Below are 23,909 nucleotides of genomic sequence, written 5' to 3' on the forward strand. Positions count from 1 at the left end.
GATGGGATGGTTTTTGGAAACATTTTTCTGACGTATACTACACTAAAAATGCTGCGTAATATGAGAACTGCACCCTAAATTAAATATCTTTAATTACGGTATTGGTGCTTTAATTGAAAGAAAATCTCCGAAGAGATATGAATATCCTTGGACTATTAAGATTAATCCATCTGATACTACAATAGGGATATACGATTACTACAAAACAACTCATAAAAGACAGATTAATCTTACTTATTCACTTCCTTGGGTTAACAATTTTTATCTACAACCGTTTCAAGAACCGACAAAAGTTAATACTGGATTTTGGGGTGTTTCGGCAGGATTGGAATATTACTACAAGGATAATAAGTATTTATCATTGACAGGAAGTGCTGTTATGGATTTCTTCATTCCTTTTCCTGCGCCAGTTGACTTTGAAGGTGAAACGGAAGATATGTATTCTGTTTATGCAAGTTTAACAGACAACCATAGGATTAAAAGGTATACAATTGGATATGGTTTAAACTTTTCTAGGAATACATGGAGTTTAACTTATCATGGAGGCAGTGTCCCAGCGACACGAGAACCAGCTACAAAATCTGATAATTCAATAGGAATCATAATAGATGGTTATTACCAAGTTGGAAAACGTTTTCATGTTGGGTTAATTTATAGACCAACTTTATTAAATGTTTATCCAGATGTTAGTTTTAAATATGAGCATCTGATAAGTTTAGATTTTAAATGGAAAATACGTTTAAAGCAATAAAAGGCTGCACACAATCGAGCAGCCCGCCCCACTAGCAAACACTAGCAGGGGGAGACACCACCGTACGTACGGGTCTCGTATACGGCGGTTCGTTAAGTCATCAGAAAGAGCGAATCACGTTTATTAGGCGTGATTTGTTGGTAGATGTCACTTAGGGGTAAATACCCTCTTTGCTTCAAACGATTCAATGTAATGGTAGTGCCAAGTATCGGACTCTGAGCAACTGCCCATCCTCCCATACGTGTACGACTCCATGCATAGGCTTGTCCTTGTTCAATACCCAGTCGGATAAGGCTACGCCTTTTCTTATCAGGCTTTTCCAATGATGCCAAATGCAATAACGCAGACGATTACGTAACCATCCATCGAGTTCTGCGAGCTTTATTTGTATGCTTGCCAAGCGGTAAGCATTCACCCATCCACGGCTGACTTCATTCAGCTTTTGGATGCGCTCATCGAAACTCATGGGCGTGGTTTTTCGGGTGATTCGCTTGAGCTTTTGCTTCAGGTTTTTCCAACTCTTGTCGCTTGCCACTAACTGGTATTTACCCTTTTTACCTTTACGGTAGGTAGGCACAAAACCAAAACCCAAACACGTAAAGTGAACAGGACGTCGAATACCGCTTTTGGCGCGGTTGATGGGTAACTTTAACTTGTCCTTTAAGAACCTGTAAATGCGGTTACCAACCCGACGAGTCATCCATTTTGATTTTAGGTAAATGCTAAAATCATCAGCGTAACGGATGAAACGAAGCCCTTGTCGCTCCAACTCTCTATCCAGCTCGTGTAACACGATATTGGATAAGAGTGGACTTAAAGGGCTGCCCTGTGGCACGCCTTTTCGCCTCTTGACCAGCTTACCATCGATTAATATCGGTGCTCGCAACCATTTACGAATCAAGCGCAGAATTACAGAGCATTTAATCTTGCGGTATAGCAACTGTAACAGGTAACAGTGGTCTACCTCATCGAAAAAGCTTTTCAGGTCAATATCAGTAATGTCCTGATAACCCTCGTTGATGTAAACTTGTGCCTGTAATACGGCTTGGTGAATGTTTCGCTTTGGACGAAACCCGAAACTATGGTCGGAGAAATCTTTCTCAAAACGAATAGCAATCACCTGCAATACCGCTTGTTGAAGCAATACAAAAAAGACTTGCGCATGGTTCGTTTATGGTGTATATTTACATCACATAAAAACATGAAATTATGCCAAGACAAAGTATATCATTTTCAAAACCAAATGATGAATGGTTAAAAGCTCAAGTGGACAGTGAAGAATATTCGAGCAAAAGTGAACTTGTTAATGATTTGATTAGACAAGCTAGGCAACAGCAATCTAAAGTTGACTGGCTTAGAGCTAAATTAAATAAAGCTGAGAAAAGTGGATTCACAAATGACAGCAAAGAAGATATTTTAAAACAATCAAAGTCGTTGCTTAATGGCGAATTATAGGTTAAGCAACGCAGCAAAACAAGATTTAATTCGGATTCATCATTTCGGAGTTGAAAAGTTTGGTGTAGCACAAGCAGACAAATATTTTGAGACATTCTTTGACTACTTTGACAAAATTGCGGAGAGGCCATTTGCTTTTGAATCCGTTGATTACATAAAATCAGGATATAGAAGGTGTGTTTGTGGCTCAGACAATATTTATTACAAAATAAACAATGGAATTGTCGATATAATGGCAATAGTCGGAATGCAAGACTTGCATAACATGCTATAGATTATAAGATTCTCCTTTCGTTCAGTTTCTCCGTTGTTTGTTATTTTCAAATTAACCATGCATACTTCGACAAGAAAAGTACTGTTGCTACAAACGCAATAATGCATAAAGAGTAACGTGCACCTTGGTCGTTTCGTGGCTTCGACAACCACCACCAAATCACCCTTTGGAACAACTCAATTTGGAAAAATTGTAAGGTTAAATTTCCTCACGATGCCATACAGCCACACCTTGCACTTTGTTGGAGAATGTCGCAATATTACAATGACAAGAAATGGCTCGAATATATTTTTGTATCGTTAATTTTTAACAACTAAATTTTAAAACGATGAGCAAATTAATTTCTTGGGTAGAAATACCTGCAACGGACATTGAAAGAGCTGCCAGATTTTATGGTAAAGTGCTAAACATTGAATTCCAGGTGATGGATTTTGGAAAGGAAAAAATGGCATGCTTCCCTAATGGAGAGGGCGCCATCTCTCAAGCCCCGGATTTCACCCCTGCAACAAATGGTGTTTTAGTAAGTTTGCACACCGAAAAAGGCTTGAATACTGCATTGGCTATTGTAACAGAAAATGGAGGTAAAATAGTTCAATCTAAAACGAAAATTGACGCTGAAGGAAGAGGATACTTCGCATTAATCATTGATACTGAAGGAAACAAAGTTGGATTATATGAAGATTAAGGTTGGACAGGGGCTCTGAGTAACATTTCAGAGTCTCTGCAGCAATTGCAAAGAAAGAATATGGCTTATAACATTTCATACCCATCTGGATTTTTATCTCAATACATTAAACAGTATTGGAGTTTAGAGAGTTGCATACCAATGGAGGGTGAACACATTCAAAGAATTGTTCCGAATGGATTATTTGAAATGATATTTTATTTTGATAACAAACCAGAATCAACAGACCCAAACAACCTAATTAATGATAATATCATGCTCACTGGTCAGCTGAAAAACTATCATGATTTAAAAGTTACTGGTAAACTCTCTCTATTTGCCATATCTTTTCTTCCACATGGATTATCTATGTTTCTTGACATGCCAATTAAAGAATTATTTAACTACAGTATCCCCCTGAGGTTGATAATGAAGGATAAAGTAAAACAACTAGAAGATGATTTATCACGTGCAGATACTTATAAACAAAGAATTGCGATTGTAGAGCATTTCCTGATTACTCAAATTCAGATGAATGAAAAAAAGCATAAACATGATAGAATTAGAAACGTCATTAATCATATCAACCAGGCTAAAGGCATTGTAGGCATAGAGGAATTAGCATCTAAAACTTTTTTGAGCAGAAAACAATTTGAACGTACTTTCTCAGATTTTATAGGCACTACACCGAAACATTTTTTAAAAATTGTGCGATTCCAGAATGCCATTTATGAGAAATCGAAAAACACAGAATTAAGCTTAACAGCTATTGCTCACAAGTGTGGCTTTTTTGACCAATCACATATGATTAATGATTTTAAAGCACTATCGGGCATAACACCGAAAGCGTATTTTGATAATGAAGATTATTTCTCTGACTATTTCGGGTAAATGGATGACAAAACATCACTTCATGCCATATTCCTTCTTGTATCGGGCAGGAGAAACATTTGTTATTTGTTTAAATATTCGAGAGAAATGATACCGGTCGGCGAAACCCGATTGAACAGCCACCTCATCAATTGATAGATTAGAGTGGTGCAAAAGCACACAAGCTTTGTCTATTCTTTTTTTCTTTACATATTTCTGAGGTGGCACACCTATTTCATCGGTAAATAATCGGGTGAAGGCATTGGTAGCCAACATAGCCTTGTCTGCCAAGGCCGGATTACTTAAGTCATTACTAATGTTATTTTCGATAAATGAAAGGACGTCTAATATTCGCGAATCATTTGTTATCAGCTCCCAACTATCCTGGGGCAACTCCATTATTAAGTCAGTAATGAGTGATTGTATAGCTATACCGCTGTAGAAACTAAAACGGGCATGTTCATAATTCAAATGACGTTTTATAATCAGAAGCTTTTCTTTTAAATGCTCAGTTAATTTAAAAATAAAAACACCTGGCGAAACATTGTCATATGGCATGCCTAAATTAAAATGGATAAAGAGGTGTAAGATACATTGCTCGGTCAACAGCTGTTTTTCGGATAGTGAAGCATTTACCCGCCCCCCCTTTAAAGTATAACCAAAATCAGGTATAGCATGGTCATGCATGCGCGTGGCATACGATGTATTGGGAGCTATCATCACAATCTTGTCGGGAGTCAGCGCATATTCTCTTCCTTCATATATCACTACAGCACCCTGATAACTATTGTGGTATATCCGCCAATACGGAAACGACAACTCGTTAAACTCCCATTGCTGTAGCCACCAATATCTGCAACAGTGAATCTGCAAATTGTACTTAGGAAACAATTGTAAAATATCGGACGGATCTCCTTTATCAGGCACTTTATTATGAACTTTCATCAGCCAATGTTTAAAACAGATACAAAATTAAAGAAAATGAACATTTCATAAAAATGGAATTGCATACAATTTTGTAACAGATAAAAACCACCCCTTTCTTCTGATAGAAAAAAGAGGTAATAAGAAAAATATAAAAAACATATATCTATGGCTAACAGATTAATAGGTGACTTACCAAAAGTAGGAATCAGACCCGTAATTGATGGACGCGAAGGTGGTGTTCGCGAATCATTGGATGTACAAGTAATGGAAATGGCTAAATCAGCCGCTAAATTTATCGAGGATAACTTACGATATGCCAGTGGTGAGCCGGTACAATGCGTCATTGCCGACACTTGTATTGGTGGTGTTGCTGAAGCAGCCATGTGTGCCAATAAATTTAAAAAAGAAGGTGTAGCTGTATCATTAACTGTAACACCTTGCTGGTGCTATGGTACTGAGGTAATGGATACTGACCCATTAATTCCCAAAGCAGTGTGGGGCTTCAACGGCACTGAGCGTCCGGGAGCGGTGTATTTAGCTGCTGCTTTGGCGGGCTATACACAAAAAGGCCTGCCTACTTTCGGCATTTACGGACGCGATGTTCAGGATGCGGGCGATACATCCATTCCAGCTGATGTGCAAGAGAAGATTTTGCGCTTTCTAAAGGCCGGATTAGCTGTTGCCCAGATGAATGGTAAATCATATTTATCGGTTGGATATAGCTCTATGGGTATTGCGGGTTCGATGGTTGATTCTAACTTCTTCCAGGATTACCTGGGTATTCGTGCTGAGTTTGTTGACTCTACCGAAATTTTACGCCGTATTGACGAAGGAATATTTGACGAAAGTGAATATGAAAAAGCTTTAGCCTGGACAAAAGAAAACTGTAAAGAGGGCGCCGACCTAAACAATCCGGAAAAACAAGCTGATGCTGCACGTAAGCAACACGAGTGGGAAACAGTTGTTAAAATGACGCTTATCTGTCGCGATTTAATGATTGGCAACCCTAAACTCATAGAAATGGGATACCGTGAAGAAGGTCTGGGTAGAAATGCGATTCTTGGCGGATTTCAGGGGCAGCGTCAATGGACCGACTACCAGCCAAATGCTGACTTTACCGAAGCTATTCTTAACTCGTCATTCGACTGGAACGGTATTCGACAGTCATTTATTTTTGCGACAGAAAACGATAGCTTAAATGCAGTTCCAATGCTATTTGGCCATTTACTATCAAATACAGCGCAAATCTTCTCTGATGTACGTACCTATTGGAGCCCTGATGCGGTGAAGCGTGTAACGGGTAAAGAATTGACTGGCAAGGCCAAAAATGGCATTATTCATTTGATTAACTCTGGCTCAACCACATTGGATGCTACCGCTCAACAACGAGATGCAGAAGGCAATCCGGCCATGAAACCATTTTGGGAGATTACCGAAGAGGAAGCGCAAAAATGCTTAGATAACACATTATGGCCACAGGCTATTCGTGAATATTTCCGCGGTGGAGGTTATTCATCTCAATTTAAAACTGAAGGCGAAATGCCAGTGACCATGAGTCGGGTTAACCTGGTTAAAGGTGTTGGTCCGGTGCTTCAGATTGCAGAAGGATGGACAGTAAAACTAGACCAAGACATTCACAAGGTATTGGATGAGCGTACCAACCCAACGTGGCCAACCACCTGGTTCGTGCCAAGAACCAACGATAAAGGTGCATTTAAAGATGTATATAATGTAATGGCTAACTGGGGCGCTAACCATGGTGCCATCAGCTATGGACATATTGGCGCCGACCTGATTACCTTAGCTTCTATGTTGCGTATCCCTGTATCGATGCACAATATTAGCGACAATGATGTTTTCCGTCCTAGTGCATGGACAGCCTTCGGTGAAGAAAAAGAAGGTTCTGATTACAGAGCGTGTGCTAATTATGGCTCTTTATACGGAATAAAATAATTATCCTGTGATTGACATGGGCAAAGAGAATGCTTATTAACTTCTCTTTGCCCTCAATCTTTTTTTGTAAAAAAATATGACACAAAAAGATATAGCCATCATTTTTGATTGCGGTGCTACCAATGTGAGAGTCATTGCCATGGATGTGACAGGCCAAATACTGGCTTCGTATGCTATGCCAAATGAAACCGATGAAGACCCGCACTACCCGGGAGGCAGAATATGGGAATTGGATAAACTCTGGAACAAGCTCTGTGTTGCCGCATCCTCAGTAACTTCAAAGATTGATTGCGCTCGCATCGCCGGTGCATCAGTCACCACATTTGGTGTTGATGGAACATTTGTAGATGCTTCTGGCAAACCTGTTTATCCGGTAATTTCCTGGCAATGTCAGCGCACAACGCCGGTTATGAATGCCATTGACAAGTACATGCCGCTTCATGAGCTGTATCAAACAAGTGGTGTCTATCCATATGCTTTCAATACCATTAATAAAATGGTGTGGTTTAAAGAAAACAGACCTGATATTATTCAACAAGCACAGCAATTTCTATTTATACCTTCGTTACTAATTAACAAATTATCAGGTGCTCTAATAAATGATGCCAGCATGCTCGGCACGGCTATGATGGCAGACATATCAAAACGAGAACTGTCAGACAAAATACTAGATAGCATTGGTTTAGATAAAGAGTTATTTGGACACATTGGTGAACCTGGCGATAAGGCTGGCGAAATAACCAATGAAGCTGCTTTGGCAACAGGATTACCAGAAGGAACACCTGTTTTTTTAGCTGGCCATGACACCCAATTTGCCATTTTTGGTTCAGGTGCCAAATTAAACGAACCAGTGCTTAGCTCAGGCACCTGGGAAGTATTAATGACACGAAGTCAATCTTTTTCATCATCACCTGATGAATTAGCAAATAACCTGACGACTGAATGTGATGCCGTTCCTGGCATTTATAACATTGGTCAAAACTGGTTAGGCTCAGGAGTTCTGGAATGGTTTTCACGTAATTTTTATCCTCAATACAGTGGCGATGAATTATACACACAGATGATTCAGGATGCAGAAACTGAATTGCCGGGAGCACAAGGTGTGGCTGTCGATCCAGCTTTCTACGACGATGGCACAAGTATTAATTCAGGAACCATCAAAGGCCTAACCATCAGCACCCGACGCGGTCAGATCTATCGGGCTTTTCTTGAAAGTTTAGCTTTTCGCTTGCGAGAGGGGCTGGAGGCACTTGAAAAGGCAGGCAAGTTTAAGGCAGAACAAATAATTTGCGTGGGTGGAGGTTCTAAAAACAGATTATGGAATCAATTAAGAGCCGATGTTTGTAAAATTCCTATTAAATTAATCGACCAGAAAGAAACAACTGTACTTGGTGCATCGCTATTTGTATTTGCCGGTAGCGGAACATCTAATTCGGTTGAAAAAGCACGTCAAAATATAGATTACAAGCCCAATTTGATTCAGCCTTCAGCTAACAGTGGGATATACGAACAATTATATCAAAACTATATAGAGTTTAAACGATAAAATTCACAATCATGTTAAAAGGAATATCTCCCCTATTAAGTCCGGAACTATTGTCTGTTCTATACAGAATGGGGCATGGTGACGAAATTATTTTAGCCGATGCTCATTTTCCTGGTGAAAGTTTTAATAAGCGTGTATTAAGAGCTGATGGACTAAAAATCCCCGATTTGTTAGAAGCCATATTACCATTATTTGAATTAGACGCTTATGTGCCTGCACCTCTCACGATGATGGCTGCCGTTAAGGGCGATCAACTTGAACAATCAGTTGAAGATGCCTACTTAAAGGCCATTCATAAAACAAATCCTAACATTGCTCCTATTGAACGAATTGACCGTTTTGATTTCTATGATAAAGCCAGAAATGCTTTTGCAGTAGTGATGACAGGAGAAACAGCTAAATATGGCAACATCCTATTAAAGAAGGGTGTTACGCCAATTAACAAGTAAAAAATCAGTTACTATGACTAGTCCATCTAAAATTGTTGAAAAAAAATACCTCGTTCCATTTATTCTTATCACAAGCCTTTTCGCTTTGTGGGGCTTTGCCAATGATATAACAAACCCCATGGTAGCCGCTTTTAAAACGGTTATGGAATTGACACACACCAAAGCTACACTTATTCAGTTTGCTTTTTATGGCGGTTATGCCACAATGGCTATTCCTGCCGCATTATTTGCTCAAAAATACAGTTATAAAAAGGGTATATTATTAGGCCTTGGTTTATACGCCACTGGCGCATTGCTATTTTACCCGGCTGCACAGTTTCAACTATTTGGCTTCTTTGTTGGGTCATTGTATATCCTGACCTTCGGTTTGGCTTTTCTTGAAACAACAGCCAATCCATTTATCCTATCGTTGGGTTCAAGCGACACATCGACAAGACGTTTAAACCTGGCACAATCCTTTAATCCAATGGGTTCATTTCTGGGAATGATTGTCGCAGCAAAGGTGGTACTGGCTAATTTAGAAGCTGATAAACATGGCGTTGATTTTTCTTCGCTCGACGCAGCAACTAAAGCAGCCGACAGACTACATGATTTGGCGGTAATCAGAGATCCCTATGTGGCATTGGGCTTAGTTGTTTTAGTCATGCTCGTGATTATTGCAGTTGTTAAAATGCCTGACACAGCCCACCAGGAGCACATTCATCCATTACAATCAATTAAACGATTACTTAAAAACAAAGTATATCGCAAAGGGGTGGTAGCACAAATTGCATATGTAGCCGCCCAAATCATGTGTTGGACCTTTATTATCCAATATGCCGAAAACCTGGGCCTAAGCAAAGAAATGGGCCAGTATCACAATATGGTTGCCATGGGCATGTTTATTGTCAGTCGCTTTGCAAGCACACTTATTCTGAAATATATCAATGCAAGTAAGTTACTGATGTGGTTTGCCATAGGAGGCATTACAACAACTGCCGGTGCCATTTTCATAGTGGGCTTACCAGGTCTCTATTGTTTAGTGGCAACTTCCATTTTCATGTCCTTAATGTTTCCGACCATTTATGGTATTGCCCTTGGTAATGTGGGTACGGATACAACAATGGGCTCTGCCGGTTTGGTGATGGCGATTGTAGGTGGAGCAATCATGCCTATGTTACAGGCAGTAATTATTGACTTTGAAACCGTTGGTTTCTTACCAGCTGTCAATGCCTCTTTTATATTGCCACTATTGTGCTTTGTGGTGATTGCAAACTATGGACGTCAATCCTATCGATTGAATTTAAAGCCATAAATATTGATAAGCTCAAAATGGAGCACCTAACCCATAATATGCATTAGAAAATCTATTACAGAATACGGGTTGAAGATTAAGAAATAATTTTAAGTTATGATAGAAAGAAATTTGAATTTGTTACATCCGCGCGATCAAATCATCATGATTATCAATCGGATCTACCAAAAGGGATTAACGACTACCTCGGGTGGTAACATCTCGATTATGGATGAGAGTGGAGATATGTGGGTAACACCATCGGGTGTTGACAAGGGTTCGTTAAAACCGAGCGACATCATGTGTGTAAAAGCTGACGGCACGATTGTTGGCCCACACAAACCATCTATGGAATATCCTTTTCACAAGGCAATATATGTCGAGCGACCAGATTTAAAATCAGTCGTTCACGCACATCCACCTGCACTGGTGGCCTTTAGTATTGTTCGCCAGGTGCCTAATACCAATGTCATTCCGCAGGTTAAGACCGTTTGCGGCCCTATCGGCTACGCGAAATACCACATTCCGGGAAGTAACGAATTGGGCGATTCCATTTCGGAGCAATTCAAAAATGGATTTGACTCAGTGATTATGGAAAACCATGGTGCCGTGCTTGGTGGAAAGAACGTCATTAAAGCTTATGAACGTTTTGAGACACTTGAGTTTGCTTGTCGTACGCTCATTAACTCTAAGATTATTGGTGAGCCTCAATTCTTGACTGAAGATCAAATTGACACCTTTAATAAGCAGATTCCGACTGATTATCCGAAAATGAATGAGGTCGTATATACGTCTGATGAAAAAGGTATTCGACAGGAAATTAAGAACATGGTACGCCGTGCCTGCGACCAGGGATTGATGATGAGTACTTACGGAACGATATCGGTTCGTTGGAACAATAATGACTTTTTAATTACTCCAACAGATGCCACACGCTGGGATATTCAGGAAAGTGATATTGTACAGGTTAAGGATGGCAAGTGTGAAGCTGACAAAGTACCGAGCCGCTCAACCTGGTTACATCAAAAGATTTATGAGATGCACCCTGAGATTAACGCCATCATTTTAACACAACCAGAATACCTGATGGCTTATGGTGTAACGCATAAAAAGTTAGATGTAAGAACCATTCCTGAAAGCTGGATTTTCTTACAAGACATGGCCAACGTACCTTTTGGTTCGCATTTTACGAATAACAATACACTACCTGAGTTAATCTCAAAAGATAATCCGGGAGCCATCATTGAGAACGATTCAGTATTGATGACAGGTAATTCGTTGCTTCAGGCATTTGACCGCCTTGAAGTGGCTGAATTCAGCGCCAAGTCATTGGTAATGGGAACGTCATTAGGTGCTTTTGCGCCGATGAGCGACGGCGAAATTGATGAACTACGCAAAGCATTTTTCTAAAATAAATTAGAAAGTAATAAGCTAAATTAATTCCGGATAGTGAGTTATTGACACCCGTCAATAACTTCTATACCGGTTTTATTTTACCCATTTTGAAGCTCCTCAGCAGTAAACACGATTTAATTTAAATAGAATGTTAGAGAAAAGAAGGATTTATCTACCACCATTAAGTCTTGTGGGACCTGGCGTAATTGCCGACCTGGTTGAAGAAATTAAAGCACTTGAATGTAACAAGGTCCTTATTGTAACAGATAAAATTTTGAATGAATTGGGCGTGGTAAAGAATGTTACCGATTTAATGGATGACCAGGCTGATAACTACGTCACTTTTGACGATGTACAGCCTAACCCGACTTGTGCCAATGTACACAATGGATTAGCAATTTTTGAGCAAAACAAATGTGATTATATTTTGACCATTGGTGGAGGTTCTCCTCAGGATTGTGGTAAAGCCATTGGTATTTTTGCAACTAATGGTGGAAACATTAAAGATTACGAAGGCATTCATGTTTCGAAGAAAAAATCAACACCAATAGCGGCCATCAATACCACAGCAGGCACTGCCAGTGAGGTAACCATCAACTACGTAATAACGGATGAAGAGCGTAAAGTAAAAATGGTGATGGTGGATAAAAACTGTTTAGTTTCCATCGCGGTTAACGATCCTGAATTAATGCTCAACAAGCCTGTTCCATTAACGGCTGCTACGGGCATGGACGCATTAACACACGCTGTTGAAGCCTATGTTACAGCGGGTGCATTTCACTGGTCTGACCACATGGCTTTATATGCCATTCAACTCATCAGTGAAAGCCTGAGAGATGCCGTTAATGATGGCAGCAATCTGGAAGCTCGAAGCAAAATGGCCTGGGCACAATTTATTGCCGGTCAGGCATTTTCCAACTGTGGATTAGGCTTTGTTCATTCAGCAGCTCACCAATTAGATGGTTTATACAATACACCACATGGGGTAGCTAATGCCGTATTATTACCACACGTTGAACGCTTTAACCTGTCGGCATGCCCTGAAAAGTTTGCAAAAATTGCTGAAGCCATGGGGGTTGACACTTCAGCCATGACCATTGATGAAGCAGCAGAGGCCGCCTTGGATGTCATCTCTCAATTATCAAAAGATGTAGGTATTCCATCTGGCATTAAAGAGCTGGGTGCTAAACCTGAGGATTTTGAATTGATGGCTAAAAATGCATTGGCAGATGTTTGTACAGGTGGAAATCCAAAAGAAGTTTCTTTTGAAGATGCCGTAGCCATCTATGAAAGTGCTATGTAATTCCGTTTGGTCTATAAACTCTTAATATCAATTCCTAAGAAATGAATCCCATCTGTTTCTTAGGAATTGTTTTTATACAATGGTTAATGCCGATACAAAAGCTCAGATTATTTTTTTATCAATCGTTTTGGTTTGTAATCGGTATTCGTACGATTTTTCGGAAATAAAACACATAAAAAAACACCCTTAATACGTTTATCAAGGGTGCTTTTCAGTTTGAAGAACCACTCAACTGTACTATTTACAGTCAAAAATCAATATCGTATAAGCCACCTGCATCTTTCTCAAACCACTCAACACTCATATCTGTCATTGGGTGACTGCGCAAACGCTCTAATATTTCAAAATTAATTGTTGCAGCCTGGCTACCCATCATACTCACCCGGTGAACCTGGTCTACCGTTTTAAAGCTGGCTGCCAATACTTTTGTTTTTAATCCGAAGCGCTCGATATTCTCCACTATATTTCCAACCACTTCAATACCGTGCGATGAAATATTATCCAGACGATTGACATATGGTGCTACCCAATCGGCTCCTGCCCTCGCTGCTACCAATGCCTGCTGCTGTGTGAAAATTGCTGTGGCCGTCACATTAATACCAGCATCCTTAATCATAGGCATTGCTTTATAGCCTTCTGCAGTCACCGGTATTTTGGCATAGTAATTATCGCCTAAACTATACTTTGCTTTATAAGCGATGGCCTCCCGCAACATATCATCAGCCTTATTACTAATCATCTGCACATGTAACATTTTATCCTGCACAATTTCAATTAACTCAGGCATAATAATCGACATGGGCTTTCCGGCCAATGCGATAATGGTTGGATTGGTTGTTACTCCTTCAACAGGAAAATAATAGAACAGCTTTTTTAGCTCCTCTACGTCGGCTGTATCAGCTAAATAAATCATATTTGTCGTGTTATATTTCTACACAAAGTTAGCCAATAAATAAGCTTCTGCCTCTACATTCCACAAACCATTGTGTTTATCACATAACAAAGCCAACTCAGCAAATAATTTATCTTCTTTACCTTTTTCTTTAAAATCTGAAATGGCTATTAAGGGCATCTCAACATGAGGATAAATAAGCTTTTTACCACCAGGGATATTCGGCAAATCTAAAGTAGCTTCGGGAACAACATTCAAACCACCAATGTGCGTTACCAAACCAGCCGGATCCAATCCTTTGGTCATAATTTCGAGAGCCTCTTTCATATCGCAGGTATTACCACCAGAAGTACCCACAATATGTGTATAGGCGTAATGCACATTATAAAAGTTCATCCTGGCAGAAAAATCTGTGTTAGATGGACCGGCAAAGAAGTTTAGGCATCCATCAAAACCCAGAATGGCATCTCCTTGCTCAATCACTTGTGGTACCGGCGCAAATACAAATACATCGTTGTAACCATCACCTCCAGTAATTTCGCGTAAGCCGTCAACAGCATCCTTCATTTTTGATGTATTGACATATCGTAAATCAATACCCTTTGATGCTGCAAATTCAACCGTATATAAGCTTGCCGCTCTATCTAATCGCTCCTGATCAATATCGGTAACCACCAATAAAGATGGCTTACGGTCTTCACGACGAAGCGCATAATTGATAGCCGCCAAACCCATTGGTCCAACACCTGCTAATATCGCCATTTTACCGCCTTCCACTATCTCCATATCGTGCACATAACTACCTGCTTTGGTGTGATAATTGGCATGCATGGCTCCAATCACACAACTTAATGGCTCGGCTAATGATGCAGGGTAGTAACCTGGACCATCATAAGCCAACAAACAATCTTGCACCAACACATCTTTAGGGATAATGACATAGGTTGCATCACCTCCGATGTGTTGATAAGAATAACCTGGTGCACTTAACACACCAACAGGCCCATCTTCATAATAAATAGCGGGTTGTATGGAAAACTTCTGACCCGCTTTAAACTTATCTGTCCAGTTGGCACCTACTTCTACTATTTCTCCGGCAAACTCATGACCAATTATAATGGGATTATCTGCAATATCATTTGGCACACGTTTATGATCTATTGCCTGGTTAGCGGCTTTATAGCTTGACATACACAAACTGTCTGTCACTACCTTGGCTAATACCTCATTTTCTGTTATTGGCGGTAATTCAAACTCCTCAATGCGAAGGTCTTTTTTACCATATAATCGTACTGCTTTTGTTTTCATTTTCTTATAGTATCAAGATATAAGACACAAGAATCAAGACATTAGTCGATAAACCCGCATCATACATCATCATTCAAACATCATCGTTCATCTATCTGAGCATTTCCTGGCCTCCTGTTACCGGAATGGCCTGACCCGTTTCATATTCCTGATCAATAACATATACGATGGCTTTGGCCACATCTTTTACACGACAACCGCGTCCTGCCGGCACTTGTTTCTCGTAATGCGTCTGAACATCTTCAATGGTAAGAGCACCTGGCACTTTACCGGCTTTAAGGTATTGCACAAAGAGTCCATTCTCAGGATCGCTCCATAGTGGGCCATCAAAGAAATTACCCGGACAAATGGAGTTCACTTTAATATTGTGAGGCATCAGTTCCAGTGCAAAAGACTGTGTTAGACCAATACCGCCAAACTTACCACCTGCATAGGCAAAATTACGGTTACTGCCTTTTAATCCTGATTTGGAGTTAATCTGTATGATGTCCGTGAAATGTTGCGGTGCCACTTCAGCCTGAAGCTTCATCACACGTGAAGCATGCTTGGCACAATAGAAATAACCACTATAATTCACTTTGGTCATTAATTCAAAAGTATCCGGCTCCATCTCGTCCAATCCTCCGGCACGTAAAATTCCTGCATTACTAATAATGGCATCAACACCACCTAATTGCAACACCGTTTGTTCAATCATGCGCTTAACAGAATCCGAATCCCCTACATTTACAGGTACAAAAATGGCTTTATTGCTTTGCCCTAAACTATTCAGCTTGTTCACCATTGCATTACCCACTTCCTCGTTTAAGTCGGCCACAACAACATGTGCGCCTTTAGCGAATAATTCCTCGGCAACACCACCGCCAAAGCCCTGTGCTCCACCGGTTACAATGATAATGCGATTTCCAACCACATCATTTACAATTGCACCTTGCGGGTATTCAACAGAAATCACCCCTTTTCCTTTGATAGAAATGGTTTTAACAGGTTCTGACACCTGTGATAAGTGCTCTTTTAAAGCGGCTATCAAATGATCCTTGTTGTCACTTTCTTCGATACGAACACAAGCATCAGAGGCAGAATCACACTGTTCATCTGCGTCCAGGTGCCCTTTACAGCTTACCAATGCTGACTCTGATAACAGCATGCGCACCATCGGTATTATATCAATCAACTCCATGAAGTTCTTTTTTACAAGTTACATGTTTTATGAGAGCATTTCCTAAGTTGAAAAACTCTTCTCGTCTTTCCTGAATGAACACACCAGTCTCGTTCAATATACCTTTGCCTTCTTTAGCAAACAAGTATTGATGTGCGGCTAAAATACAGGCTCCTTCATAATTTATCTTCAGCAATTCATCATCCAGGGGCACGCCACCTTTAGCCATTACCTCAATTGGCTGCCTACCTGGGCTATTATGCTCAGTACCAAAGCTCACAACGAAGCCATGCTTCCTTAAGTATACAGCATACTCTTTAAGTACCTGATGCGAATTACGGGTAGGTATCAGTTCTACCGAATAGATATTTCGACGCTTAAGGCCTTCGGTTACTTTATGTAGTTCACGTTCAAAATCAGTGTATCCCCTTACAGCATCGGCCAGAAACGGATAGGTAGGCACGCCGCCAGCTTTTAAGATAATTTCTTTAATCACACTACTAGGTGCAAAGGCATCCGGATTTTCTTCAACATATGCGGGCTTACCCGCCTTTAGTAAGGCACTTCTAATCTCATTTTCCATGCCTGCTGACGAATGTAAGTTACTTTCGAAGCACTTATTTCCGAAAAGCAAGAGGTAAAAACCCAGTAAGCGTTCAGTATAATGATAATGCTTCTCAGCTAACAACCTAATTGCCAAAGCCAAATGACGTTCACGCACATGACCACTGGTCAGATTTCTTTTAATGTCATCAAAATTTAATTCATAGCCAAAACCAACCTCTTTAAACCAATCATTTAACTTCTGCGTCATTTCTTCAGAGCGTTGATTGTTTAGCACCATAATGTCATCCAGTACCTTTTGGTCCTCATCTGACAAAACAGAGGGATAAGCCAACGCTTTACCACTGATGTAGATACGCCCCGGGTTAGATGGATCGTTAATTAAGAACCCGTTCTTTTTATCTTCCTGATTAATACCGATAAATTCAACATTAAACAATGGAAACAGCCCTCTTTTGAAAGCGCCATCACACCATTTTTGATAGGCTTCAAATGTGTAAAAATCATTCACCCCTACTACCTGCACATTCTCTTCCAATGCCTGATCTAAGGCCTCTTCTACAGTTGCAAATGCACTAAATGAATAGGGAGTATGCAGGTGATTGTTCACCTTAAGAGGTTCGGACTCCCCCGAAGCTGCTTCGGGAGAGAAATCTTGGATGCGGTCTATGTAGCTCATTATTGTTCTGTTAAATACCTAATTTAGAGCGACGAATTATTTCAGCATTAGTGAAGTTATTCGCTACACTATGGCCTTTTAATGGCACAATCTTCTCATGTACAGCATCCATTATCCAGTCTTTTGTTGGGAAGAAATAGTCTTCCAACTCATAGGCCGGCGTAATCCAGTTACGCGAACCAACCACAACAGGCGGCGCATCCAGCTCGTCAAAAGCCAGTTCGGTAATGCGCTGAGCCATATCTTTTAGGAAAGAACCACGCTCGTTGGCATCGCTGGTTAATAAAATGCGGCCCGTCTTTTTCAAGCTTTCAATAACCGGTTCGTAATTAAATGGAACAATTGAACGGGCATCAATCACCTCGGCCGACATACCATATTTCTCTTCCAACTCTTTAGCAGCCTCAAGCGCACGGTAAACAGTAGCACCGATGGATAATATCGTAATATCTTTACCTTCTTTTTTTACATCCGGTTCGCCAAATGGAATTTCGTAGTATTCTTCAGGCACCCCGTCTTTATGGAACTGCTCACCAATATCATAGATACGCTGGCTCTCGAAGAAAATCACTGGATCGGTTCCCTGAAGGGCTGTATTCATCAACCCTTTGGCATCGTAAGGTGTAGCAGGGAAACACACTTTCAGTCCAGGAATATGTGCTACTAATGATGACCAATCCTGTGAGTGCTGTGCTCCATATTTAGAACCAACCGACACACGAATCACTACCGGCATCTTTATCACATTACCCGACATGGCCTGCCATTTAGGTAACTGGTTAAACACCTCATCACCACAACGCCCCAAGAAATCGCAATACATAATCTCAGGAATAACGCGACCACCACACATGGCATAACCAATGGCTGTTCCTATGATAGATGCTTCCGAAATAGGCGAGTTAAACAAGCGGTTATATGGTAATGCTTCGGTTAAACCACGATACACAGCAAAAGCACCACCCCAGTCACGGTTTTCTTCTCCGTAAGCAACTAATGTTGGGTCTTTATAAAAACGGTCGGCAATGGCTTCGAACAAACCATCACGCAATTGGTATTGCTTAATTTTAGAGAATGGTTTTCCATTGGCATCAAAGGCGAAACGCTCTTTTTTGGCAATCTGCTTCACACGAGGATTTTCTTCCATTGGATGATTCACTTCCACCGGACGATCTTCCATCTTGTCTTCGCTACCTTCTGAAAACATCATCTCACCTATCAACTCAGGGTGCTTCACTAAATCCATGCGTGGTGACACTTCTTCGTCGATGGCTAAAGTCATTGAGTATTTCATCAATTCGGTTACATCAGCCTTAATGGCATTCAGCTCATCCTGAGCCACCACACCGCTTTGTACCAACTCTGCACCATAGGATGTAATACAATCCTGCTTCTCCCAGGCCTCAACTTCTTCTTTACTGCGGTACGATGAAGCATCAGATGGAGAGTGTCCACTATAACGATAGGTCAGTACATCTAGCAATACCGGCCCTTTTTTATCTTTTAATAATTCGAGCTTACGCTGATAAGCATCAATAACCGCCAATGGGTTATAACCATCCACACGCTCAGCATGCATGCTATCGCGGTTAACACCGGCACCAATACGTGCGGCTATGTCATAACCCATGGTTTCACCACAGGTCTGGCCTCCCATACCGTACTGGTTATTCATGATGTTGAAAATAATGGGTAAACCACCTTTATAGGCACCTTCCCACAGTTGCTCAAACTGATCCATCGAAGCAAAGGCAAGTCCTTCCCAAACCGGACCACAAGCCATGGAAGCATCACCAATATTGGCAACAACCACGCCTTCTTTCTGGTTAACTTTTTTAAAGAGTGCGGCACCAACAGCAATATCGCCTGAACCACCCACAATGGCATTGTTAGGATACACACCAAATGGTGTAAAGAAGGCATGCATCGAACCGCCTAGCCCTTTATTAAAGCCGGTCTCACGTGCAAAAACCTCAGCCAATGTACCGTAAACTAAAAAACGACGTGCCAATGACTTTAAATCACCCTGATGGTTTTCAGATACAATTTTCAGTATGGTTCCATCGAAGAAATGTTTCATTACATCCATGAGGGTATCGTCATCCATTTTATGAATGGCCGACATACCTTTGGCTAAAATCTCACCATGCGAACGGTGCGAACCAAAAATAAAGTCCTGCTCATCTAAATGGTAAGCCATACCTACAGCAGCCGACTCCTGACCAATGGATAAGTGAGCCGGACCCGGGTGGTTATAACCAATCCCCTGATACTCACCTTTGATCTTAATTTCATTCAACATGGTTTCAAACTCACGAATCAAAACCATATCGTGATAAATACCGATAAATTGTTCTTTCGAAAAATTTACTTTCTCCTCTTCAATACTTTTATCGTACTGATTAACCGGAATATCTTTAAACTCTATTTTACTTGACTGACGAACCTTTGCAGGGTCTATAAATTGTGATTTTGGCATTATTCTAAACTTTTATAATTAGCAACTGAGATTAATGAGAGAAACTGAATATTGTTTCTCTGAATATTTCTGAAACAGTAGGATGTGGGAACACCACCTGCTCCATTTCCTTTAATGTCATTTCGTTTTCGATGGCCATACAGGCACCGTAGATCATTTCACTTGATGGATTGCCTAACATATGAACCCCCAATACTTCGCCATATTTGGCACCTACCAACAGTTTACACATACCTGAGCCACCTTCGTTCTCGGCAATAAAGCGTCCGGCATAGGCCATAGGCAGTTGAGCCACTTTTACTTCAATTCCTTTTGCTTTGGCTGCTTCTTCAGTGAGCCCTACACCTGATAATTCTGGATTGGTGTAGACAACACCTGGTATGGCATTGTAACGCATCTGGTCATTGCCACCTGTAAGGTTATTCACCACTACTTCTCCTTCGCGACTGGCAGTATGGGCTAGCAAGGAAAATCCGGTAACATCACCGGCTGCATATACATTGGGGATATTAGTGCGCATCTTTTCATCCACTTTTATGCCACCATTATGTAGCTCTACTCCAAGAATCTCTAAACCAAATCCGGTCGTCACCGGCTTACGACCAACACTCATCAATACCTTATCGCCCTGAATGATTTGAGACTGACCATCTTTTTCGAAAGTGACCGATGTTCCTTCAACTTTTGTTACTCTGGATGAAAGATTAAAGTCAATGCCTTTTTTGACATACATCTGACGAAGCATAGCGCTTTGCGCAACATCCATTCCCGTAAGAATTTCATCCATCATTTCTACAATGGTCACTTTAGTGCCAAGGCTATTGAAGAAACTGGCGAATTCCATTCCGATAACGCCTCCGCCGATAATCACTAATTCTTTTGGCTGCACTTCTAAAGCCAGAATCTCGCGATTTGTCATGATGGCATCATTGTTTTCCACACCAGGAATTGGCGGGATAAAAGCTTCAGAACCTGTGCATATTAACAGGTTCGAAGCCATTATCGTTCCTCCTTGAAATGCTAATTCGATACCCCGTTGGGTACGTCCTTTTATAAAGGCAGACTCATTCATAACTTCCACCTTAAATTGTTTCATCTTGACACCAACGCCTCCGACGAGTTTCTTAACCACCTTTTTTTTGCGTGCCATCATCTTATCAAAGCTGAATGATAAATCACCAGCTTCAACACCATACTTATTGCCCGCTTTAGCATTATCGTATAGTTTGGCACTGTATAACAAGGTTTTGGTAGGCATACAACCTTCATTGAGACACACGCCACCCAGTTCTTTCTTTTCGAAGAGCACCACTTTTAAACCTTTGGCTCCGGCACGCTCTGCTGCCACGTAACCGGCTGGTCCTCCCCCTATTATTGCTAAATCATATTTCTTTTCCATGGCTTAAGTGTCGATTGAAAGGTTTTCTATTTCAATGGCTATTTGCTTTAAGAAACGTGTTGCCAGTCCTCCATCCAGAGCTTGATGGTCGTAGGTTAAACTCAATCCCATGTAAGGTACAAAACCATAGACACCACCTCCCAAATCGGCCGGACGCGGCACAATGGTATTAACACCCAAAATGGCCACCTGCGGAAGATTAATCACCGGCGTAAACATTTCAACTCCATAATTTCCCAGGTTGGAAACTGTAAATGAAGCAGCTTCTGATGACAACAACTCCGGGTCGATATTTCCTTGACGACACGATTCAGCCACCACTTTAAATTGATTGGATAAACCAGTTATCGATAAATCTTCGGCATTTTTGATGGCAGGTACCATTAATCCCCTGTCGGTATCAACGGCCAGGCCTAAGTGCACTTTATTAAAATACTTTACACTATCTCCCAGAAAATGCGCATTGGCATCAGGAAACTGTTTAAGTGCTTTGATAACCGCAAAACAAACCATGTCGTTGATGGTGATATTTGGAGCCCCTTCAGTTGCTTTCACTTGTTTGCGCAATTCGAGCAAACGGCGAGCATCGGCTCCCAAATGGTGCGTTAACTGTGCCGAATTTTGCAATGAGGCATGCATTGCTTTTGCAATGAGCTTGCGGATATTTGGTAACTTCTTAATCTCAAAATCATCGGAATAAACCGGATTGCTTGATAAATCAGTCGACTTAACTATGCCATCTAATCCACTTCCATTCTCTGGCGCCTGAAGTCCCTCTTCTTGAATAATGGCCTTTGCCAGTGGCGTTGTTTTAGGCACAGAAGCCAAATAAGCTTCAATATCTCTAATGATGATTCGTCCTTCGGGCCCTGAACCCTCAATTTTCTTATAAGGCACAAGCTCTGCTTCAGCTAGTTTTTTAGCTCTTGGCGAAATTCTAACCTTATCATTACTTACCCTATCTTTTAAAACAAGCTCTACTTGAGAATCAACCACCTCCTCTTCTACACTTTCTGCCTTTTCAATTGCTGTATCTTCTTGCGCCGCTTCTTGTCCAAACCCACTAATATCATCACCAGCTTGTCCGATGACTCCAATATTCTGAAGTACCGGAATTTCGTCTCCTGCTTCACAAAATGTCGTTAAAAGGACACCATCTTCCTCTGCTTCTTGCTCAAAAGATGCTTTATCGGTTTCATATGCGAAAAGTATATCACCAGTTTTGATTTCATCACCCACTTGTTTATACCACTCGGTAAAAATGCAGGATTCTACTGATTGCCCCTGTCGAGGCATAATGATTGCGTTAGCCATGATTTATAATATTTTGAAACAAATCTATTTACAACCACTTGTATATACAAGTTAATTATTCATTTTATTCGAAACCCTTTTGTTTCATATCTTTAACACTATTTACAAGTCACTTGTATAGACATCTATTTATACTTATCTTTACATCAAATTAATATTATGAATTCAAAAGCAACACTTCCTCCATATAAAATCCTCTATGAGCAATTGCGCAAACACATAACTGAAGGCTCGTATATCAAAGGAGATATTCTGCCCTCGGAGAATGAATTGTGCACTACCCACAATGTAACACGACCAACCGTCAGAAAAGCACTGGACAGGTTGGTGCACGAAGGTTATATTCGCAAAAAACAAGGCAAAGGAAGCATCGTACAAGGTCAGCCACAAGGCGTTGGCATCCTGTCATTATCAGGCACCACATCGGCCATTGGTAAAGATAATTTGGAAACAAAGCTGATTGTAAAACCATCGCTCATAAAATGCGATGATGCTTTTGGCTTTCCTCTGCTTGATTTCGAAAAAGAAGTGGGCTGTTATCGTCTTGAACGACTGCGCATCATGAATAAGCAACCAATATTTTATGATATAACTTTAATCCCCAATATCAATCTACCACGCTTTTCAAGTCGAAATTTTGAAAATCGATCGTTATTTGAAATAATGCGCACAGCCTACCAAATTGAAGTGTTAGGAGGAGAACAAAAGCTGATGGCCATTAAAGCAGACAAAAAAGTCCAGGAGTACTTTAATGTTGAAGTGGGCTATCCTATTCTCAGACTTGATAGAAAAATGGAAACCAACAAAGACGGTTATTCCTTTTACAGTCAGGTATATTGTAATACCAATGAATATGGTTTATATGGTACGTTTTAAAATATCCATTATTGTTTAAAACCAAAAAAAACCCATAAATCCTACGATTCACGAGCTTTTGATTGTAATTGATTATTACTTCGTCAGGGTACCAGGACGATACTACTATCTCGTAAAACACTTATTTCCTTATCTTTATATATTTTATTTCCATGAGGTCACCTAGTAGGTCACCCACTTTTTTAAGCCATTGCTTATCAACACAATAATACACATACATTGATAAAAACGCAATAGATAAGCTCAATTACTGATGTTTCCCACGTAAGTTAAAACGCTGAATGTCAAGCAAAAAGAAGCACGATTCGCTTTGTTAATTCATTAATAATCAGTATATTAATGGTGCGATATTAACAAAAGAATCATGCTTCAGAATAAA

Annotated in this window: 21 protein-coding genes; 12 read left to right on the forward strand and 9 right to left on the reverse strand. The window is 40.5% G+C overall.

Annotated elements, in window-relative coordinates; genetic code table 11:
• Nucleotides 1–379: 379 nt before the first annotated feature.
• On the forward strand, nucleotides 380–751 hold the full coding sequence (locus tag JIV24_RS18730) for a hypothetical protein (RefSeq protein WP_234445881.1): 372 nt from the start codon (nucleotides 380–382) through the stop codon (nucleotides 749–751).
• A gap of 184 nt (nucleotides 752–935) precedes the next feature.
• On the opposite strand, the gene JIV24_RS18735 is transcribed toward JIV24_RS18730, so the two are convergent.
• On the reverse strand, nucleotides 936–1,895 hold the full coding sequence (locus JIV24_RS18735; RefSeq protein ID WP_234445882.1) for a reverse transcriptase domain-containing protein: 960 nt from the start codon (nucleotides 1,893–1,895) through the stop codon (nucleotides 936–938).
• 65 nt (nucleotides 1,896–1,960) lie between these two features.
• On the opposite strand from JIV24_RS18735, the gene JIV24_RS18740 reads away from it, so the two are divergent.
• The 4 genes from JIV24_RS18740 to JIV24_RS18755 all read left to right on the forward strand — a co-directional run bounded on the left by JIV24_RS18740 (nucleotide 1,961) and on the right by JIV24_RS18755 (nucleotide 4,035).
• Nucleotides 1,961–2,206, forward strand: coding sequence for a ribbon-helix-helix domain-containing protein (locus JIV24_RS18740; RefSeq protein WP_200466611.1), 246 nt, complete (start codon nucleotides 1,961–1,963; stop codon nucleotides 2,204–2,206).
• Complete coding sequence (locus JIV24_RS18745; protein ID WP_200466612.1) at nucleotides 2,193–2,480, forward strand: type II toxin-antitoxin system RelE/ParE family toxin; 288 nt, start codon at nucleotides 2,193–2,195, stop codon at nucleotides 2,478–2,480. The genes JIV24_RS18740 and JIV24_RS18745 overlap by 14 nt, the downstream gene beginning before the upstream one ends.
• Nucleotides 2,481–2,808: 328 nt before the next feature.
• Nucleotides 2,809–3,165, forward strand: a complete 357-nt coding sequence (locus JIV24_RS18750; protein WP_200466613.1) for a VOC family protein — start codon at nucleotides 2,809–2,811, stop codon at nucleotides 3,163–3,165.
• A 60-nt stretch (nucleotides 3,166–3,225) separates the two neighbouring features.
• Nucleotides 3,226–4,035 carry an AraC family transcriptional regulator gene (locus tag JIV24_RS18755; protein WP_200466614.1) on the forward strand — a complete coding sequence of 270 codons (810 nt, stop codon included), beginning with the start codon at nucleotides 3,226–3,228 and terminating at the stop codon, nucleotides 4,033–4,035.
• 15 nt (nucleotides 4,036–4,050) lie between these two features.
• Here the strand turns inward: JIV24_RS18755 and JIV24_RS18760 are convergent, their stop codons facing one another.
• On the reverse strand, nucleotides 4,051–4,959 hold the full coding sequence (locus JIV24_RS18760) for an AraC family transcriptional regulator (RefSeq protein WP_200466615.1): 909 nt from the start codon (nucleotides 4,957–4,959) through the stop codon (nucleotides 4,051–4,053).
• A gap of 147 nt (nucleotides 4,960–5,106) precedes the next feature.
• On the opposite strand from JIV24_RS18760, the gene JIV24_RS18765 reads away from it, so the two are divergent.
• The 6 genes from JIV24_RS18765 to JIV24_RS18790 all read left to right on the forward strand — a co-directional run bounded on the left by JIV24_RS18765 (nucleotide 5,107) and on the right by JIV24_RS18790 (nucleotide 12,860).
• Nucleotides 5,107–6,894 (forward strand): L-fucose isomerase, encoded by a 1,788-nt coding sequence (locus tag JIV24_RS18765; protein WP_200466616.1) that lies wholly within the window; start codon nucleotides 5,107–5,109, stop codon nucleotides 6,892–6,894.
• Nucleotides 6,895–6,970: 76 nt separating this feature from the next.
• On the forward strand, nucleotides 6,971–8,440 hold the full coding sequence (gene fucK, locus JIV24_RS18770) for an L-fuculokinase (RefSeq protein WP_200466617.1): 1,470 nt from the start codon (nucleotides 6,971–6,973) through the stop codon (nucleotides 8,438–8,440).
• An 11-nt stretch (nucleotides 8,441–8,451) separates the two neighbouring features.
• Complete coding sequence (gene fucU / locus JIV24_RS18775) at nucleotides 8,452–8,889, forward strand: L-fucose mutarotase (protein WP_200466618.1); 438 nt, start codon at nucleotides 8,452–8,454, stop codon at nucleotides 8,887–8,889.
• A 13-nt stretch (nucleotides 8,890–8,902) separates the two neighbouring features.
• Entirely contained in the window at nucleotides 8,903–10,183 is a 1,281-nt protein-coding gene (fucP, locus tag JIV24_RS18780) for an L-fucose:H+ symporter permease (RefSeq protein ID WP_200466619.1), read from the forward strand.
• Between the two features lie 96 nt (nucleotides 10,184–10,279).
• Nucleotides 10,280–11,572 carry a class II aldolase/adducin family protein gene (locus JIV24_RS18785; RefSeq protein ID WP_234445883.1) on the forward strand — a complete coding sequence of 431 codons (1,293 nt, stop codon included), beginning with the start codon at nucleotides 10,280–10,282 and terminating at the stop codon, nucleotides 11,570–11,572.
• A 133-nt stretch (nucleotides 11,573–11,705) separates the two neighbouring features.
• Complete coding sequence (locus JIV24_RS18790) at nucleotides 11,706–12,860, forward strand: iron-containing alcohol dehydrogenase (protein ID WP_200466620.1); 1,155 nt, start codon at nucleotides 11,706–11,708, stop codon at nucleotides 12,858–12,860.
• A gap of 247 nt (nucleotides 12,861–13,107) precedes the next feature.
• Here the strand turns inward: JIV24_RS18790 and JIV24_RS18795 are convergent, their stop codons facing one another.
• The 7 genes from JIV24_RS18795 to JIV24_RS18825 form a co-directional block, all read right to left on the reverse strand.
• Nucleotides 13,108–13,773, reverse strand: a complete 666-nt coding sequence (locus JIV24_RS18795) for a transaldolase family protein (RefSeq protein WP_200466621.1) — start codon at nucleotides 13,771–13,773, stop codon at nucleotides 13,108–13,110.
• Between the two features lie 18 nt (nucleotides 13,774–13,791).
• Nucleotides 13,792–15,060 carry a zinc-binding dehydrogenase gene (locus JIV24_RS18800; protein WP_200466622.1) on the reverse strand — a complete coding sequence of 423 codons (1,269 nt, stop codon included), beginning with the start codon at nucleotides 15,058–15,060 and terminating at the stop codon, nucleotides 13,792–13,794.
• Between the two features lie 91 nt (nucleotides 15,061–15,151).
• Nucleotides 15,152–16,240 carry an SDR family NAD(P)-dependent oxidoreductase gene (locus tag JIV24_RS18805; RefSeq protein ID WP_200466623.1) on the reverse strand — a complete coding sequence of 363 codons (1,089 nt, stop codon included), beginning with the start codon at nucleotides 16,238–16,240 and terminating at the stop codon, nucleotides 15,152–15,154.
• Complete coding sequence (locus JIV24_RS18810; protein WP_200466624.1) at nucleotides 16,227–17,462, reverse strand: PHP domain-containing protein; 1,236 nt, start codon at nucleotides 17,460–17,462, stop codon at nucleotides 16,227–16,229. Before JIV24_RS18810 ends, JIV24_RS18805 begins: the two co-directional genes overlap by 14 nt.
• A gap of 10 nt (nucleotides 17,463–17,472) precedes the next feature.
• Nucleotides 17,473–19,941, reverse strand: coding sequence for an alpha-ketoacid dehydrogenase subunit alpha/beta (locus JIV24_RS18815; RefSeq protein WP_200466625.1), 2,469 nt, complete (start codon nucleotides 19,939–19,941; stop codon nucleotides 17,473–17,475).
• Between the two features lie 31 nt (nucleotides 19,942–19,972).
• On the reverse strand, nucleotides 19,973–21,340 hold the full coding sequence (lpdA, locus tag JIV24_RS18820) for a dihydrolipoyl dehydrogenase (RefSeq protein ID WP_200466626.1): 1,368 nt from the start codon (nucleotides 21,338–21,340) through the stop codon (nucleotides 19,973–19,975).
• A gap of 3 nt (nucleotides 21,341–21,343) precedes the next feature.
• Nucleotides 21,344–22,654, reverse strand: a complete 1,311-nt coding sequence (locus tag JIV24_RS18825; RefSeq protein ID WP_234445884.1) for a dihydrolipoamide acetyltransferase family protein — start codon at nucleotides 22,652–22,654, stop codon at nucleotides 21,344–21,346.
• Nucleotides 22,655–22,813: 159 nt separating this feature from the next.
• Between JIV24_RS18825 and JIV24_RS18830 the strand changes: the two genes are divergently transcribed.
• Nucleotides 22,814–23,530, forward strand: coding sequence for a GntR family transcriptional regulator (locus JIV24_RS18830; RefSeq protein WP_200466627.1), 717 nt, complete (start codon nucleotides 22,814–22,816; stop codon nucleotides 23,528–23,530).
• Nucleotides 23,531–23,909 lie beyond the last annotated feature (379 nt).

Source organism: Carboxylicivirga marina, assembly GCF_016612505.1.
Lineage (GTDB): Bacteria > Bacteroidota > Bacteroidia > Bacteroidales > Marinilabiliaceae > Carboxylicivirga > Carboxylicivirga marina.